Below are 16,956 nucleotides of genomic sequence, written 5' to 3' on the forward strand. Positions count from 1 at the left end.
TGGAGACACACACATGTCAGACAACATTTTGCAGTTGGTGGTTTTTTTCTTTGTAACCGCTTTAATTGGTGGACTTACATATTGGAAGTGCCGAGGCCAAAACCGTAATAGTGGTGATAATCAAACAAAAGAGTATTTTTTAGCGGGCGGTGGCCTTACTTGGATGTTTGTAGCAGGCTCAATTACGCTCACAAATTTAAGTACCGACCAGCTGGTGGGCATGAATGGCAATCAAATGGCCTTGCTTGTGTGGTGGGAATTGGCAGCTATTTTAGGGCTTATTATTTTAGCCAAAGTATTTATTCCTGTTTATTACAAGTACAACTGTACAACCACCACGGAGCTGTTAGAAAAACGCTACAACAACAAGCATATTCGCGCTGTTATTGGTGGCTTATTCTTTTTAGGTAATGCGCTAATTTACATGCCTGCGGTTATTTATTCTGGTGCGCTATTTATGCAAACCATGTTTAAGGTTGATATTCCGCTAATGTACATAGCGACCGCATTCGCTTTAGTAGGGGCTATTTATGCATTTTTTGGTGGCTTACGTGCGGTTGCCGTATCCGATACCTACAATGGTTTATTAGTGTTAGGTATGGCAATACTGGTCGTATTTTTAGCGCTTAACGCGATTGATTACGACTTTAGCGGTATTCCACAAGAGCGCTTAACATTAATTGGTGATGCTGACTCGCCAATCCCTTGGCCTACGCTTTTAACCGGTATGATCTTTATTCAAATGTATTACTGGGGTACTAACCAAACCATTACCCAGCGTGCAATGGCTGCGCCAAACGTTAAAGAAGCGCAAAAAGGGATATTTGCAGCAGCGGGTATTCGCTTTTTAATTGTACCGGCGATTGTGGTGCTACCGGGTATTATTTCGTACAAACTGTATGGCGACATTGGCGATGCAGCTTATGGCCGAATTGTAGGTGATGTAATGCCTGCATGGTTAACGGGTGTGTTTGCCGCAGCAATGGCGGCAGCAGTGCTTTCTACTTATAACAGCTTATTAAACTCGGCTACGGCACTTTACGTGTGTGATATTCACGAAGCTTACTTTAATAAAGAGCCAAGTGTAGTAAAGCTAAGTGGCTACGTTACGTTGTTACTTACTAGTTTAACGCTTGTGCTTGTGCCAATTTATCAGCAAGCTGACAGCATTATTAACTTACTACAACAGTTAAACGGCTTGTTAAGTATGCCTATATTCTCAATTTTTGTAGTGGGCTTATTGTTTAAAAATGTGGATGCACGTGCAGGTATTGCCGCGGTAATTTTAGGCGTGGTTATGTATGGCATGCTGACGTTTGAAAATTCGCCGCTACATACTGAACTACACTATATTCACTTAATGCCAATTACACTTATTGTATGTGTAGCCTTTGCGTTAATCGTTAATAAAGTAGTGTTTGGTTTAAATGCACAGTGGGCAGGCAAAACACCTGCTATTGAAGATACGCCACCAGTGCACGCACCAAAATAACCAGCAGTAAAAAGTTAAGTCACTTTTTATTAGCCAGTTAACACATTACTAAATCGGCCTAAGGTAACTTAGGCCGATTTTTATTTATTCAATTAACCTACACTGTAGATAACACCTATGGCAATAATACTTAATCATTTTGCGGGGCTAAACGTGTGACTATCTGCGGGGTTTTACAGGCGACCCCAGGCTAAAAGCCCACTAAATATAATATTGCTCAAGGTGGTATTAAATTTTTTAACCGCTGTTTAAGTTAATGACTGGTATAGCCAGTAATAATATTGGCTAAATTACACCGTAAACACTATCTAAAAGTAATTTGTATGATATATACTATTATTTTAAAATCACTGACTGCAATTTGATGCAGTAAGCGGCGAGTAAGCACACATATAATGTACTCGCGTATTAAACTCATCTTCATTAAAGAGGACAGGAGAATCATGGCTGATATTAAACCATTCTTTCGATTAGACAGCGCAAACAGCACCGTTATTTTCGACTGCCAGAGCAAAACCCCAGCGTTACTTTATTTTGGTAAGCGCTTATCTGAGCAAACAACTGAAACAATGCTAACTCAGCTTGCGACTCGTCAGGAAGTAAAATGTGCCGTGGTTGAAGAAGCACCTATTTCTCTTTCTCCACTATTAGGTGAAGGCTTTACAGGCGCGCCAGGGCTAGAGCTGTCAAACGACACCATAGCTTGGTCAGTTGGCCCTGCTCTTCAAGGTGTTCGTCAGCCAACCCCTTCTAGCTTAGAGTTTGTAAGTGTTGATGAGCTGCGTGGTATTGAAGTAGTGCACAGCATCACACTTGATAGCAACACCGATGTGCTAAGTGCGCATACCGTATTAACCAATTTAAGTGATGCACCGCTAAGCGTTAGTTTTTGCGCCGCACCTACGTTCCAACTACCCGATAGCATGAACAAACTAGTGAGCTTTGAAGGACGTTGGTCTAACGAATTTCAACGCCAATCGGTTGATTTAGTATTAGGCAGCTTTGTTCGCGAAAACCGCAAAGGTAAAACATCGCACGACGTATTCCCTGGTTTATTAGTTCATAGCGAAGGGGCAGGCGAGCAACAAGGTGAGTGTTATGGCTTTCATTTAGGTTGGAGCGGTAACAACAAGCTACGCGCTGAGCTATTACCAGAAGGGCGCCGCTATGTGCAAATGGGTGAGTTATTATTACCGGGCGAGCTAACTCTTGCTAAAGGCCAAACGTATCAAAGCCCAAGTATTTATGGCTCGTTTTCGAGCGATGGCTTTAGTGCGCTGTCGCGTAATTTTCATCGTTTTGTTAAAGCTAACTTACTTAGCCAGGCGCAGCGCGAAAAAACACGCCCAGTGCATTACAACACGTGGGAAGGCATTTACTTCGATCACGATGTAGACACGCTAAAGCAGCTAGCCGATAAAGTAGCGCCATTAGGTATTGAGCGTTTTGTACTGGACGACGGTTGGTTTAAAGGTCGCCGTGGTGATTATGCAGGCCTAGGTGATTGGACCGTAGATTACGAAATATACCCAGACGGCCTATCGCCAGTGATTGACCATGTAAACAGCTTAGGCATGGAGTTTGGTATTTGGTTTGAACCTGAAATGGTAAACCCAGATAGTGACTTATACCGCGCTCATCCTGATTGGGTATTAGGCTCAGAAAATAACGAGCAACTTAGCTTTAGAAACCAGCTAGTGCTTGATTTAACGCGCACTGAGGTTGTTGAATACCTATACAAAGCGATTGATGACATTTTAGTTGAATACCCAACAATTAAGTACATTAAATGGGATATGAACCGCGATATAAACCACGCGGGTAACTTCTCAGGCAAGCCTGCGGTGCATCAGCAAACACTGGCACTGTATCGCTTAATCGACCGTATTAAAGCGGCGCATCCTGGCCTTGAAATAGAAAGCTGTTCGTCAGGTGGTGCCCGTGTAGATTATGGTGTGCTTGCACACACAGACCGTGTATGGACGTCAGATTCTAACGATGCACTTGACCGTCTTGAAATTCAACGCGGCTGTTCGTTCTTCTTCCCATCGTCGGTTATGGGTGCACACGTAGGCCCTCGTGATTGTCATATCACAGGTCGTAATGTCAGTATTGAAATGCGTGCTGCGGTATCTATGTTTGGTCACATGGGTATTGAAATGGACCCACGTGAGCTGACAGATCACGAATACAATGCGCTTAAAGCGGCTATTACGCTGCACAAAGAGCACCGTGAATTTATTCATGCTGCCGATTTGTACCGCCTCGATAGCGACGATTTATCAATTAACTTTGGTTTAATCGACGAGCAAAAATCAAAAGCGTTATTTGCGTATAACAGTGTACGCGAAACACCGCGTACTGCGCCTAATAAGCTTCGTTTTGTTGGATTAGATGCAGATACGCAGTACACACTTAATTTAGTATGGCCGGTTAAATTTGAAGAATACCGACCTTCGTCTATTGCCGCTGTTAACGGGCAAACTTTTACGGGTGAAGCGTTGATGGAATTTGGCCTGCAAATGCCAATTTCATTCCCGCAAACATCACTTATTTTTGAGCTTAACAAAGCTTAAAATATAGCAAGCAGTAAAAAGGGAGCTAATTAGCTCCCTTTTTTAATAATGTTTTTTAGGCTATTAGTCGAGTTTAGACTCAATCAACTCAAGCGCTTCTTCTAAAATGGTTTCTACTGCTTTTTTAGCGCGCTCTGGATTGCGCGATTTAATCGTATCTAAAATATCAGCATGCTTTGCAACGTCGGCCCCGGGCACACCTTTAATGTGGTTGGTGTAACGAATACTTACGCGCAGCGCGGTGCTAATAAATTCAGTGAGCTGTACAAAAAAGCGGTTATTACTAGCTACTAAAATACTGGTATGAAAGGCAATATCGGCTTCAAGCGGATCGTCTAAGCCTTGGTCTGCATCGGCCATGCGGGCAAGTGCGTTGTCTATTTCATCAAGTTGTTCGGCGCTGGCATTTTCAGCTGCTAGGGCAGCGGCTTGTGGCTCAAGTGCGACACGTACTTGCGTAAACTCTTTTAATAAAGAAAGCGACGGTTTACTGCTTAAAATCCAGCGCAGTACATCTGTGTCAAACATATTCCAGCTGCTTTCTGGCAGTACGCGGATCCCTTGCTTAGGGCGAGAAGATATTAAGCCCTTAGCAGAGAGCATTTTTACAGCTTCGCGTGTTGCACTGCGGCTCACATCGTATTTTACGCATAGGTCAGCTTCTGAGGGCAGACCTTCGTTAACTGGGTAAACGCCACGCACAATTGCAAAGCCTAAATCATGGGTTAATTGTTGTGTTAAATTTTGACGAGGTTGGCTTTTCATTGAGCGTTATCCGAATGAGTTATTGCTTTATTATATATCATATATCATATTAATGTACGAAAGGATATGTTATAAACTTTGTTAAAGGCAAGTATTTTAACACAGCTGTAACAGTAATCCTCTTTAGCAAATAATTATAAATATTGAGAGGGGCAGTCTGTATTATGGAGAAACGCATTTGAATAATCACGCTCACTACCCCAGTATTTCTGGCAAAGTTGTTTTTATTACCGGGGGCGCTTCAGGCATTGGCCGTGCAATGGTAAAAGCGTTTGCCGCTCAAGCTGCCAAAATTGCCTTTATAGATATTAATAACGAGGCTGCTCAATCTCTTATAGCCTCACTGCCTAATGCTAAATTGTGGTTTAGACAGGTTGATGTAACTGACTCAAATGCTTTACAGCAATCTTTGGTAGATGCATGTGCTGAACTAGGCGCTATTAATGTACTGGTAAACAATGTAGCCAATGACCGCCGCCAAGCCAGTGAAGACGTTACAGTACAAGATTGGGATCAATGCCTACAAATTAACTTAAATCCGGCATTTTTTGCCTCGCAAGTCGCTATGTCTTTTATGAAGGGCGAAGGCGCGGGGAGCATTATTAATTTTAGCTCTATCAATGCCATCATGGGGCAGCCACAAATGGCGGGTTACGTAACGGCAAAGGCCGGTTTAATCGGCATGACTAAAGCACTGGCACGCGATTATGGTGAATTTGGGATTCGGGTGAATGCTATTTTACCGGGTTGGGTTGCCACCGACCGCCAATTAGCCAGTTGGTTTACCGAGCAAGAGCAAGTGAAGTGGATGGAAGCCATGGCTCTTAAAAAGTTAGTAACCCCTGAAGATGTAGCTAATTTGGCACTTTTTTTAGCTGCCGACGAAAGCAGTATGATCACCGGCCAAGGTATTAAAATTGACGGTGGGAGGCTCTAAGTTGCAGCACTTAAACCTTTTTATAGCCGTAGATTGGGGCACGAGTCATTTGCGCGCCTATTTATGCAGCGTAAATACCACAGGGCAATTAACTTTAATTGCTCAGCGCGACGGCCCAGGTGTGATTAGAGATAAACAAAACTTTGAACATACTTTAATTGGTGTCGTTGCACCATGGACCAGCGAATACGGCGTTTTACCTATTTATATGGCAGGGCAAATCACCTCAAGTATTGGCTGGAAAGAAACCCCTTATTTAGCGTGCCCCATAAACCCCGAAAGCCTGCTTAGTGGCGCAATTAATTTTGATTGTGCAGGTAACAAAGTCAGTGCTTTGCCTGGTACAAAATGCACATTACAAAACAATTTATTTGATGTAATGCGCGGCGAAGAGCTGCAAATTTTAGGTTTTTTAAAGCAAAATCCGGCCTATCAGCACGGCAACGTACTCATTTGTTTACCCGGTACCCATACTAAATGGGTGCTGTTAAAAGATGGCCAAATCATCTGTTTTAAAACCGCAATGACCGGCGAATTATACGACTTGCTATGTCATCAAAGTGTACTTATTCCTAACGACTGTGAAGCGGGGGAGTTTGATTGGCATGCATTTGAGCAGGGCTGTGAACTCACGTTAGGCAGTGACAGCGGTAATTTGGCACACGGTATTTTTAGTGTCCGTACGCGCCAACTTTCAAAAGAGTTAACACCAGTGCAAGCCAAGGCATACTTGTCGGGCGTGCTTATTGGTAGTGATGTACGCGCTGCACGCCATGCCAGTGAATGGCAATTGGTGAATAATTCTAAAGTGGTCGTTATTGGCACAGAGCAACTAAATGCCTGCTTTACTCATGCGTTAAATTGCATTGGTGTGCAATGTTTAGAGTTTGACGTGAAAGAGGCTACGTTAAGTGGTTTTAACTACTTATTTAATAGTAATAAAACCAAATAATATAAAAAAGCCCCCAATATTGATTGTGCAATTATTGGGGGCTAGTTCTTAAATTAAGTAAGGATTAAAGCTGCTGTTAAGCTGTTTTAGCCGCTTGGCTTTGCGTAATATAATGATTAAGCGTTGCCACTTGTGCTTCATTAAAGCGCAGCCCTAGTTTACTTCTGCGCCATAAAATATTGTAAGCGTTACCCGCCCATTCTTCATTTAGTAAGTAATCGACTTCTGCTGCAAATAAGCCATGACCAAAATCTTGGCCTAAATCACTGAGCTGGGTTGCACTGCCTAAAATTAGTTTTGCACGAGTCCCGTAGGTACGTACAAAGCGTTTAAGAGTGATTTCTGGTAACCAACTATAAGCCGCTTTAAGCTCATTGGTCAGCGCTTCTACCGAGCTAAAATCGCCACCAGGTAAGGCGCTGTGTTTGGTCCACGCTTCACTCATTTGCGGGTAAAATTCTTCAAGCTTATTCACTGCAGCTTCGGCAAGTTTACGGTAGGTGGTAATTTTGCCACCAAACACACTTAACAGTGGTGTGTGTTTGCCTTCACTTGAAAGCTCTAACTTGTAATCACGCGTTACTTTTTGTGCATTCACTGATTCGTCATCAAGCAGTGGGCGCACACCTGAAAAGGTATGTACTATGTCTTCGCGTTTAATGTGGTTTTTAAAGTAGCTGTTAGTAATATCGATTAAGTAATCGATTTCTTCATCACTAATTTTTACATCTTGCGCTGCGCCTTTGTGTTCAACATCGGTGGTGCCTACTAGCGAGTAGTCATCTTCAAACGGTATAACAAACACAATGCGCTGATCTTTATTTTGTAAAATGTAGGCTTGTTTTTCATCGTGAATACGCGGCACCACAATATGGCTGCCTTTAACAAGGCGAATATTTTGTGGCGATTTTTCTATCAGTGCTTCGTCAAATAATTTTGCAACCCACGGGCCTGCTGCATTAACAATACCTTTGGCTTTAATAGTCTGTTGCGCCTTAGTTTGTTGTTGCTCAAGCGTTACCTGCCATTGGTTATCGATGCGTTTTGCACTTACGCACTTGGTTTGCGTAGCAATGGTCGCGCCTTTGTTTTGGGCAGCTAAGGCGTTTAAAATTACCAAACGTGAATCATCAACCCAGCCATCTGAGTATTCAAACCCTTTTGTAATTGAAGGTTCTAATACGCTGTTTTCACCAAACTTGATGCCACGCGAGCCAGCAAGTGTTTCGCGCTTAGCTAGGTTGTCGTACATAAATAAGCCAATACGGATCATCCATGCTGGGCGTAGGTGCGATTGGTGCGGTAGCCTAAAGGTAAGCGGCCACATAATATGTGGGGCATTTTTAAGCAGCACTTCGCGCTCAGCCAAGGCTTCTTTTACTAATCTAAATTCGTAATGTTCAAGGTAGCGTAAACCGCCGTGGATCAGCTTAGAACTATTTGAAGACGTTGCACTGGCAAGGTCTGATTGTTCACACAATAGAACTTTTAATCCTCTGCCTGCTGCATCAGCTGCTATTCCAGTGCCGTTTACACCGCCACCGACGACGAGTAAGTCGTATTCGTTATCTGCTAATTCCACCGAGCTAACCTTTTTATTTGTAATATAAATAAGACATATAGCATCATAAAGCTGCGGCTCTTATTTGACAATAGATAACCGCGCTTTTTGCTTGTTAATTTTTAATCCTGATCTTTTTAAAACATACAGCGTACAACGCGCCATTTAAGCGCTGTTGCCGGTGTTTTGTAAGCCGCTAATTTTAATTAGCGGCTGGGCGTATTACGCTTGTTTGCTATCGTCACTAGAGAGACAAACTTGCGCTACACAGTGCTGCCACTTTGCGTATAAATCGTTACGTTCGTCAGCGCTCATTGTTGGTTCAAAGCGACGGTCGCAGGTCCACATTTTTGCTAATTGCTCAGTTGACTCATACACACCGGATTGTAAGCCTGCTAAGTATGCTACGCCTAAAGAGGTGGTTTCGGTCACTGTTGGGCGCTCTACCGTTGCGCCTAAAATGTTTGATAAAAAGGTCAGTACCCAGTTATTTTTAACCATACCGCCATCTACCCGTAACACGCTTGGGCGTAAGCCATCACGTTCCATTGCTTTTTGTAAGTCTTTGGTTTGATACCCAACCGATTGCAGCGCAGCAGCAACAATGGTGCTAATGCCCGAGTCGCGGGTTAAACCTAAAATAGCGCCACGTGCATTTGGGTCCCAGTAGGGCGCGCCTAAACCTGTAAACGAAGGCACTAAAAATACCCCATGATCAAGCGGTACATCTTTTACTAACGATTCGCTCTCTCCGGCATGGCTTAATAGTTTTAAGCCTTCAACAATCCACTGCATCGTGGCGCCTGCCATAAAAATGCTGCCTTCAATGGCATATGTTGGTTTGCCATTTAGCCTATAAGCCACCGTGGTTAATAAGCGGTTTTCAGAGGTAAGCGCTTTTTCACCGGTATTCAGCATTAAAAAACAGCCCGTACCGTAAGTACTTTTTGCCATACCTTGCTCAAAACATGCGTGGCCAACAAGGGCTGCTTGCTGGTCGCCGGCAATACCACATACGCGTATTGGTGCACCAAAAATATCGTCGCTGGTTGAGCCAAATTCGTCGGCTGAGTCCATCACTTGGGGCAGCATAGATTCAGGAATTTCGAATAAATCGAGTAGTTCTTGATCCCATTGCTGAGTATGAATATTAAATAACATAGTGCGTGATGCATTGGTGGCGTCGGTGCGGTGCTCTTTACCACCGGTTAACTGCCATAGTAAATAGGTATCAACGGTACCAAACGCCAGTTCACCTGCAAGGGCTTGTTCGCGTGCGCCTTCAACGTTGTCTAAAATCCAGCGTACTTTAGTGGCCGAAAAATACGGGTCTAGCAGTAAGCCGGTTTTATCGCTTATGGTTTGGCAAAGCTCGTCAGTGCTTAGGCTTTCGCAGTAATCGCTGGTGCGGCGGTCTTGCCACACAATGGCGTTATAAATAGGTTTGCCGGTTTTTTTGTTCCACACTAAAGTGGTTTCACGTTGGTTGGTGATACCAATGGCAATAATTTCTTCAGGCTTAACGTTTTTATCTGCTAATACTTCGCGGCTGGTACTTAGCACGGTTTGCCAAATATCGTTAGGGTCGTGTTCTACCCAACCATTTTGCGGAAAATGCTGCGAAAATTCTTGTTGTGCTGAGCCAAAAACGTCTGCATCTTTTGTAAACAAGATGGCCCGAGAGCTTGTGGTTCCTTGATCAATTGAGAGTATGTATTTTGACATGATATTTGTGTTATTTATCTTATCTTATATATGACTAGATTGCCTTTAACTTACATTAATGGCAATGATTTTTTCTTAAAATAGCCGTTTAAAAAATAAGCACGCTGTTTTTATTTGCTAACTCTTTTAAATAACAGGTGTTTTATAGCAGCATTATTTTAAGTGCGTATGCGGCTAAATATAAAAATAGCCGCCAAAGTTTGTGTTACTTGGTGCGCGGTTTAGCTTGTTGCCAATCCATACCAGTAGAAAAACGATTATCAAACCCATGCCATGCTGGCAGTGGCTTACCATTAACCACAGCTTGGTCGCCATTTTGTGGTAAGTCTAGGTATTCACATTGACTGGTAATGCCTTTTACGTGGCAGTCCATCATAGCAAGTACAAAGTGTTTGTTGGTCTCGTTTAGGGTGCGCATTGACCACGATGGCTCGTAGTAATGGCCTATATCTAATTCGCTGCTACGTTTGGCAATAGCAGGAGCAGGGTGCGGCGCAATATTATGGCGCGCATTTTTGTAAGTAAGCAGGTACTTGTCGGTGCTGCCCGTTTGGTTATATAGGTTTTTAATGCCTTCATAACCGGATATATCATCTAAGCTACCCGCGATATAAAGCGAAGGCACTTTAATGTTTTGCATAGCACTGGCATTAAATAAGTTATGTTGCCCGCCCCAAGGCGCAAAGGCCACCATAGCTTTAATACGCGAATCGACTTGTGGGTTTTTATATTGCCCACCTGCACAGCTATTGAGTAATTGCTGCACTTGTTTAATTTGTGCAGGGTCTTTCATACCGGTAAACATTGCAGTGGTTTGCTCGTTAAAGTCATAACAGCCACCAATTGTATTAACCGCGCCAAAACCACCCATAGAGTAACCAATTACGCCTGCTTTTTTGTTATCTACTTGCTTGCTGGCAAAGTTGTTTTGTTCGTTAAAGTAGTTAAGTACAAATTGTTGATCGCGTGAGCGGTTAATAAGGGTACTAAAAAAGCCCGAAAACGGCGCATTTTTAAAATCAACATCTGCATTGGTTGAGTCGGTATGATCTATGGCTGCCACAATGTACCCGTGCGATGCTAAATGTTCACCCAAGTAATACATAATTGTACGATAGCCGGTATAACCGTGTGAGAGCACAATAACAGGGTAGTGCTCTTTGTTATTAATGGCTACATCGCGCATGGCATCGGCTTGTAAGGTAAACGTTTTACCTGTACGGGTTATGTCGCTGTAGCTGGTTAAGGGTGCGTTTGCACTGTCTGCTGCTGGGTACCACACTTCTACTTTTAAAGGGCGATCTTTTTCCCCTTGGGTTGCAGGGTCAAACTGCGCGGGATTTATTAAATCAAGCGTTTGTACGCCAACGCTGTAACTACCTTTAGCAGCAAGCTCAGGAAGTACTTCGCTGGTTAAAGGTGGGTAGAGTTGCTCAGGCGTTTTTTGATCTGCAAAAACAGTACTTGCTGTTAAGCAGCCCGTTGCTAGCAGCAAGGCTTTTGAAAGCGCCTTTAACGTGTGTGTGGTTGTCATTGTGTATCCTTGTTGTGTGTATTTTTTATTATTAATCTAGCTGATGGGCTTCAACGCTATCGCTGTATTTAAGCTGCCACTGCGCCCGAAGCGTATCCATTATGTGCATTACCCGCAGGCTTGTGCTGAGCGGTAATACATTGCTTTGTGTTTGTTGTTGTAAAATACATTCGCTAGCGTGAGCAATTTCAAATTTAAAGTTTTCATCGCCATTAAAGCTAAAATCAAACTGCTGCAATTGTTGTGCGTTTAAATGAAGCTCTAGCGACTGTGCACCAACAAATTCAGCAATGCGAATATACCCGTGCTCCCCTAAAATACAGGCTTCGGTAGGGCCATTTTGTTGTAACGCGCTACTAAGCTGCGCAAATTGCCCTTGGCCGTAATTTATAAGGGTTACACTGCGCTCATCTACGCCGGTCGTGCTTTTGTGTACTAATGATTTAATTTGTTCAGGGGCTTTATTAAATACCACATCGGCAATTGATATAGGGTAAATACCTAAATCAAGCAATGCGCCACCTGCTGTCGCTGGGTTCATTAAACGGTGTGAGTTAGCAAAGTTGCCCGCTAGGCTAAAGTTGGCATTCACACTGTGTACTTTGCCTATTACGCCCTCGCTTAATAACTGCTGCAGTTTTACTATGGCAGGTAAAAAGCGCATCCATACACCTTCCATTAAAAAGCAGTTTTGTTGCTCGGCTAACTGGCTAAGGGTTGTGAGTTGCTGTGCATTAACAGTAATGGGCTTTTCGCTGAGTACATGCTTATCGTGCACTAAGCATTGCGCAATAGTTTTAAAGTGTTGCTCGTGGGTATTAGCAATATATATGGCGTCAATGTGTGGGCATTGCATAAGGGCCTGGTAGCTCTCATAGCCTTTAACTAAATAGTGTGTGGCAAATTCTTTTGCGCGTTGCTCGCTGGTCGATGCAGCGCCAATAAGCTGTGCATTAGCGCAATGCGCAATGCTTTTAGCAAAGGTGTGAGCAATATTGCCACACCCAATAATACCCCAATTAACCTTTGCCATGCTTATTCCTTAATGATGTTTAAAAAGACGTAATTTGTAATCCTGAACCTGCTGAACATACGTAAATGTCGGCATTTAAATTAAAACGCTCAAAGTAGTGCTGCTCAACCGCTGCTTTGATAAGTGGTACTTCTGCATCACGGCATAAACACACAATCGCACCGCCAAAACCGCCGCCGGTCATACGTACTGCACCGCGTTCGCCCATCGCTTCTTTACAAATTTCTACTAGGCCGTCGGTTGCTGGTACGGTTACTTCAAAGTAATGCTTAAGCGATTGGTGCGATGCCGCCATGAGCTCGCGCAGCGTATCAATGTCGTTATTTTGCAGCGCTTTAGTTGCTGCAATTACACGCTCGTTTTCGCTAATTACATGGTGTGCACGTTTGTATTCGTTTTCGCTTAGTGCATCTTTAGTTGCTTCAAGCGTGTCCATGGTGGCTTTACGAAGCGTGGCTACATTCATTTTTGCAGCTGCTTGCTCACAGTCAACACGACGTTGGTTGTACTCGCTATCTACCAATTTACGTGGGTAGTTAGAGTTAACAATAACAATGTTTAAATCATCGGGTACTTTTACTGATTCAGTCGCTAAGTTTTCACAGTCAATTAAAAGGGCATGGCCGTTTTCACCTTTTGCCGAAATAAGCTGATCCATAATGCCCGATTGGCAATGCATAAAGTCGTTTTCGGCTTCTTGGCCAAGTAAGGCTATTTTTTCTTCGCTTAAACCTAGCTGTGCAATATGGTTAAACATACCACCAATGGCCACTTCTAATGCCGCCGATGACGATAAGCCACTGCCTTGCGGTAAGTTACTATCAATAAGTAAATCGGCGCCGCGCAAAGTATGGCCCGCGCGCTTTAAAACAAATGACACGGCACGGATATAGTTACCCCATTGCGATTGCCCTTCGCTGATGTCTTCATCAACACTAAAGCTGTCTTTTTCGCCTGGGTAATTTAACGAATGCACAGTAATGATGTTGTCGTCGCGCTCTTTAAACATAACTTGAGTACGAAACTCTAACGAGCACGGGAATACAAAGCCGTCGTTGTAATCGGTAAATTCGCCAATTAGGTTTACACGCCCAGGTGCTGCAGCAATACCTTGAGCAGGCGCACCGTACAGTGATAAAAATTGTTGTTGAAAATCGTTAAGCGTCATCGGTGTGTCCTGCTGTTTTTTTGTAGTGTGTGGTACTGGCTGCTTGTAAAATAGAGGCAGCTGTTTCTGCGCTTAAATCGCGCTGGCTTTCGCCTAACATTTCGTAGCCAACCATGTGTTTTTTAACGGTGGCAGAGCGAAGTAGCGGCGGGTAAAAATGGGCATGTAAGCGCCAATGTTGCTCATCTGAGCCACGATTAGCCGGTGCATTGTGCCATCCCATAGAATACGGGAAGCTACAATTAAATACGTTGTCGTATTTAGTGGTTAATACTTTAAGCGCTTGTGCTAGGGCGTCTGTTTGCGCATCGTTTAGCTGGCTAAAGTTTTGAATGTTATCTTTAGTTACAAGCAGTGTTTCAAACGGCCATGCAGCCCAAAATGGCACCACCACAAGCCAGTGCTCGTTTTCAAATACGACGCGGGTTTTATCTGTTTGCTCTTTTTGCACGTAATCGGCAAGCATCGCGCTGCCATGCTTTTTAAAATAGGCAAGCTGCTGCGTATCTTCGGCTTCTATTTCGGTTGATAAATGCGAATGCGCCCATACTTGGCCGTGTGGATGAGGTTGCGAGCAACCCATGATCTCGCCTTTATTTTCAAACACCTGAACACACTCATAGTGTTGTGCAAGTTCTGTGTAGTTATCTTTCCAGGTTTTTACTACTTCGTGTAGGGCATCGTGCTCAAGCTCTGGCAGTGTTTTGTTATGCTCTGGCGAAAAACAAATCACACGGCATTCGCCGCTTGCTTCATCAGCAATAAATAAATCGCTGTCTGACTCTAAGCTTTGTGATTGCTCGCTCTCATTAGGGGTAAGTGCGCCAAAGTCATTTCTAAATACATGGGTGTATTTGTAATCTGGGTTGCTGTCGCCATTTGCACGGGTGTTGCCTGGGCAAAGTGGGCAGCTTTCATCGTGTTTTGGTAGTACGCTTTCGTTTACTGCTTCTGTAGCACCTAACCACGGGCGGTTATTACGATGCGGTGATACTAATACCCAGCGCCCCGTTAGCGGGTTTTTACGTCTGTGAGTACTTTCTAATAAAGCCATGTTAACTCTCCAACCCACTTGGGTAATTAGTTTGCCAGCGCCATGTGTCGTTGGTCATGTCGCTCAGTGTTAGTTCTGCGTGCCAGTTAAGGGTAGTTTGCGCTTTTGTGGCATCGGCGTAATTGCAGGCAATATCGCCTGCTCGGCGCGGTGCACTTTTATACGGAATATCTTTATTGGCTGATGCGCTAAACGCTTTGATCATATCAAGCACTGAATAACCTTGGCCTGTGCCTAGGTTGTATGCATGAAAGGCGGTATCGGTTTTATGTTGCATAAAGGCCGCTACATGGCCTTTAGCTAAATCTAAAACGTGAATATAGTCGCGCACGCCGGTGCCATCTTTGGTGTCGTAGTCGTCACCAAAAATATTAACCACTTCGCGTTTACCTACCGCAGTTTGAGCAATAAAGGGCATTAAGTTATTTGGGATACCATTTGGGCTTTCGCCTAATAAGCCGCTTGGGTGTGCACCAACTGGGTTAAAGTAGCGAAGAGCAATGCCCATAAATTGGCTGTTGGCATTACATACGTCTTGCATGGCTTGTTCAACCATAACTTTGGTCCAACCGTAAGGGTTAGTAGCGCGTATAGGGTGTTTTTCATCAATAGGTAGGTAGTCTGGCTCGCCGTACACAGTGGCCGATGAGCTAAATATAATATGGTTAACGCCTACCTCTTGCATGTTTTGTAGCATGCTTAATGTGCCCGACACATTGTTTTGGTAATAACGCAGTGGTTGCTCGGTTGATTCACCTACGGCTTTAAGTGCTGCAAAGTGAAATACAGCCTCAGCTTGGCTGAGTTTAAGGGCAAGTTTAAACTGCTGCTCGTCTTGAATGTCACCTAAAATAAACTCAAAACGGGTGCCGGTAATTTTTTCGAGTTGATCAAGCACACGGGGGCTTGCGTTAGATAAGTTGTCGTAAATAACTGGGGTAATGCCTGCCTCATGAAGGGCAATACATGTGTGGCTACCTATATAACCCATACCGCCTGTAACTAAAACTTTCATGTGTTTTCTCGAAAAGTGTATTTATATGATAAATACTACTATTAAGGTAATTTAAAAACAATAGTTATGATTGCCCGTTATTTCAAATAAACGCTTAAAATTTACCCAAGCAAAGGCACAATGGCTATACCTACTTAATAAGGACGCATAGGTTTATCAATTAATTCTATAAACTGATTCTACTGAGCCACTAATTATTAGTCGCTAAAAGTGGTGGTATTATTAATAAATAGCAGTGAGCTAATGCGTGTGTAATTTGTCGTTATTGCAATGGCCACAGTCTTAATATAAAAAGGAACGTTCAACATGAAAAAAACAATTTTATTAACCGGTGCCACCGACGGTATTGGCCTAGAGACCGCTAAAATGTTGTTAGCGCAAGGGCATACTGTATTATTACACGGGCGCAACCAAGACAAGTTAAATACCGTACAAGCAAGCTTAAACGCTGATTACCCGCAAGCAAGCACAGCCACCTACATTGCCGATTTAAGCGATATGGCGCAAGTAAACACCTTGGCTCAGTCAGTGTTAGCCGACTTACAAAACGCGAATAAAATACTTGATGTAGTTATTAATAACGCCGGTGTTTATAAATTGGCAAATATCACTACTGTAGATGGGCTAGATGCACGGTTTGCAGTTAATACGTTAGCGCCTTATTTACTTACTAAAGCGTTACTGCCTGTAATGAACACGCAATCACGTGTGGTTAACGTGTCATCGGCTGCACAAACCAGCGTTAACTTTGACTCGTTAGTGGGCAACAAGCCACTATCAGATAGCGCAGCCTACGCGCAAAGCAAATTGGCTATTACTATGTGGTCGCGTCATTTAGGTTTAGCACTTAAAGGTAACGGGCCGTTAGTTGTTGCGGTAAACCCTAAGTCGTTACTAGGTAGTAAAATGGTAAAAGATGCCTACGGGCTTGCTGGTGGCGACTTAAAACTAGGCGCTGATATTTTTTGCCGCGCCGCATTAAGTGACGAATTTAAAGATGCCACTGGCCTTTATTTCGATAACGATGCAGAGCGCTTTGCACCGCCACATCCAGATGCGCTCAACCCTGCTAAAAATCAGCAGTTAGTTGATACGTTAGATAGCCTGCTTGCTCAGCTAAATGCTGATAGCTAGTAGCAATTTA

Annotated in this window: 13 protein-coding genes; 5 read left to right on the forward strand and 8 right to left on the reverse strand. The window is 43.5% G+C overall.

The features are described 5' to 3' along the window. Nucleotides 1-13 precede the first annotated feature (13 nt). Both EJ103_RS01105 and EJ103_RS01110 read left to right on the forward strand, forming a co-directional pair. Entirely contained in the window at nt 14-1,492 is a 1,479-nt protein-coding gene (locus EJ103_RS01105) for an SLC5 family protein (RefSeq protein ID WP_024032020.1), read from the forward strand. A 443-nt stretch (nt 1,493-1,935) separates the two neighbouring features. After that, nucleotides 1,936-4,068 carry an alpha-galactosidase gene (locus EJ103_RS01110; protein ID WP_126005555.1) on the forward strand — a complete coding sequence of 711 codons (2,133 nt, stop codon included), beginning with the start codon at nt 1,936-1,938 and terminating at the stop codon, nt 4,066-4,068. Between the two features lie 63 nt (nt 4,069-4,131). Here the strand turns inward: EJ103_RS01110 and EJ103_RS01115 are convergent, their stop codons facing one another. After that, nucleotides 4,132-4,833 (reverse strand): FadR/GntR family transcriptional regulator, encoded by a 702-nt coding sequence (locus EJ103_RS01115; protein WP_126005557.1) that lies wholly within the window; start codon nt 4,831-4,833, stop codon nt 4,132-4,134. A gap of 178 nt (nt 4,834-5,011) precedes the next feature. Between EJ103_RS01115 and EJ103_RS01120 the strand changes: the two genes are divergently transcribed. Further along, entirely contained in the window at nt 5,012-5,770 is a 759-nt protein-coding gene (locus tag EJ103_RS01120) for an SDR family NAD(P)-dependent oxidoreductase (protein ID WP_054983386.1), read from the forward strand. A 1-nt stretch (nt 5,771) separates the two neighbouring features. Further along, complete coding sequence (locus EJ103_RS01125) at nt 5,772-6,722, forward strand: 2-dehydro-3-deoxygalactonokinase (RefSeq protein ID WP_126005559.1); 951 nt, start codon at nt 5,772-5,774, stop codon at nt 6,720-6,722. Nucleotides 6,723-6,798: 76 nt separating this feature from the next. Here EJ103_RS01125 and glpD read toward each other — a convergent pair whose 3' ends face one another. From glpD to galE, 7 genes are all read right to left on the reverse strand, one after another. Further along, complete coding sequence (glpD, locus tag EJ103_RS01130; protein ID WP_096041020.1) at nt 6,799-8,304, reverse strand: glycerol-3-phosphate dehydrogenase; 1,506 nt, start codon at nt 8,302-8,304, stop codon at nt 6,799-6,801. Between the two features lie 201 nt (nt 8,305-8,505). Beyond that, nucleotides 8,506-10,008: a glycerol kinase GlpK gene (gene glpK, locus EJ103_RS01135; protein WP_126005561.1), complete on the reverse strand. Its 1,503-nt coding sequence runs from the start codon at nt 10,006-10,008 to the stop codon at nt 8,506-8,508. 205 nt (nt 10,009-10,213) lie between these two features. Next, nucleotides 10,214-11,542 (reverse strand): dienelactone hydrolase family protein, encoded by a 1,329-nt coding sequence (locus EJ103_RS01140; protein ID WP_126005563.1) that lies wholly within the window; start codon nt 11,540-11,542, stop codon nt 10,214-10,216. 31 nt (nt 11,543-11,573) lie between these two features. Continuing rightward, entirely contained in the window at nt 11,574-12,575 is a 1,002-nt protein-coding gene (locus EJ103_RS01145) for a Gfo/Idh/MocA family oxidoreductase (RefSeq protein WP_126005565.1), read from the reverse strand. Nucleotides 12,576-12,594: 19 nt separating this feature from the next. After that, complete coding sequence (gene galK, locus EJ103_RS01150) at nt 12,595-13,743, reverse strand: galactokinase (RefSeq protein ID WP_024032028.1); 1,149 nt, start codon at nt 13,741-13,743, stop codon at nt 12,595-12,597. Continuing rightward, complete coding sequence (locus EJ103_RS01155; protein ID WP_126005567.1) at nt 13,733-14,797, reverse strand: UDP-glucose--hexose-1-phosphate uridylyltransferase; 1,065 nt, start codon at nt 14,795-14,797, stop codon at nt 13,733-13,735. The genes galK and EJ103_RS01155 overlap by 11 nt, the downstream gene beginning before the upstream one ends. Before the next feature lies 1 nt (nt 14,798). Next, complete coding sequence (gene galE / locus EJ103_RS01160; protein ID WP_126005569.1) at nt 14,799-15,812, reverse strand: UDP-glucose 4-epimerase GalE; 1,014 nt, start codon at nt 15,810-15,812, stop codon at nt 14,799-14,801. Between the two features lie 306 nt (nt 15,813-16,118). Between galE and EJ103_RS01165 the strand changes: the two genes are divergently transcribed. Further along, on the forward strand, nt 16,119-16,946 hold the full coding sequence (locus tag EJ103_RS01165; protein WP_064386552.1) for an SDR family NAD(P)-dependent oxidoreductase: 828 nt from the start codon (nt 16,119-16,121) through the stop codon (nt 16,944-16,946). Nucleotides 16,947-16,956: the final 10 nt, after the last annotated feature.

The organism is Pseudoalteromonas sp. Xi13, assembly GCF_003952205.1.
GTDB classification, from domain to species: domain Bacteria; phylum Pseudomonadota; class Gammaproteobacteria; order Enterobacterales; family Alteromonadaceae; genus Pseudoalteromonas; species Pseudoalteromonas atlantica.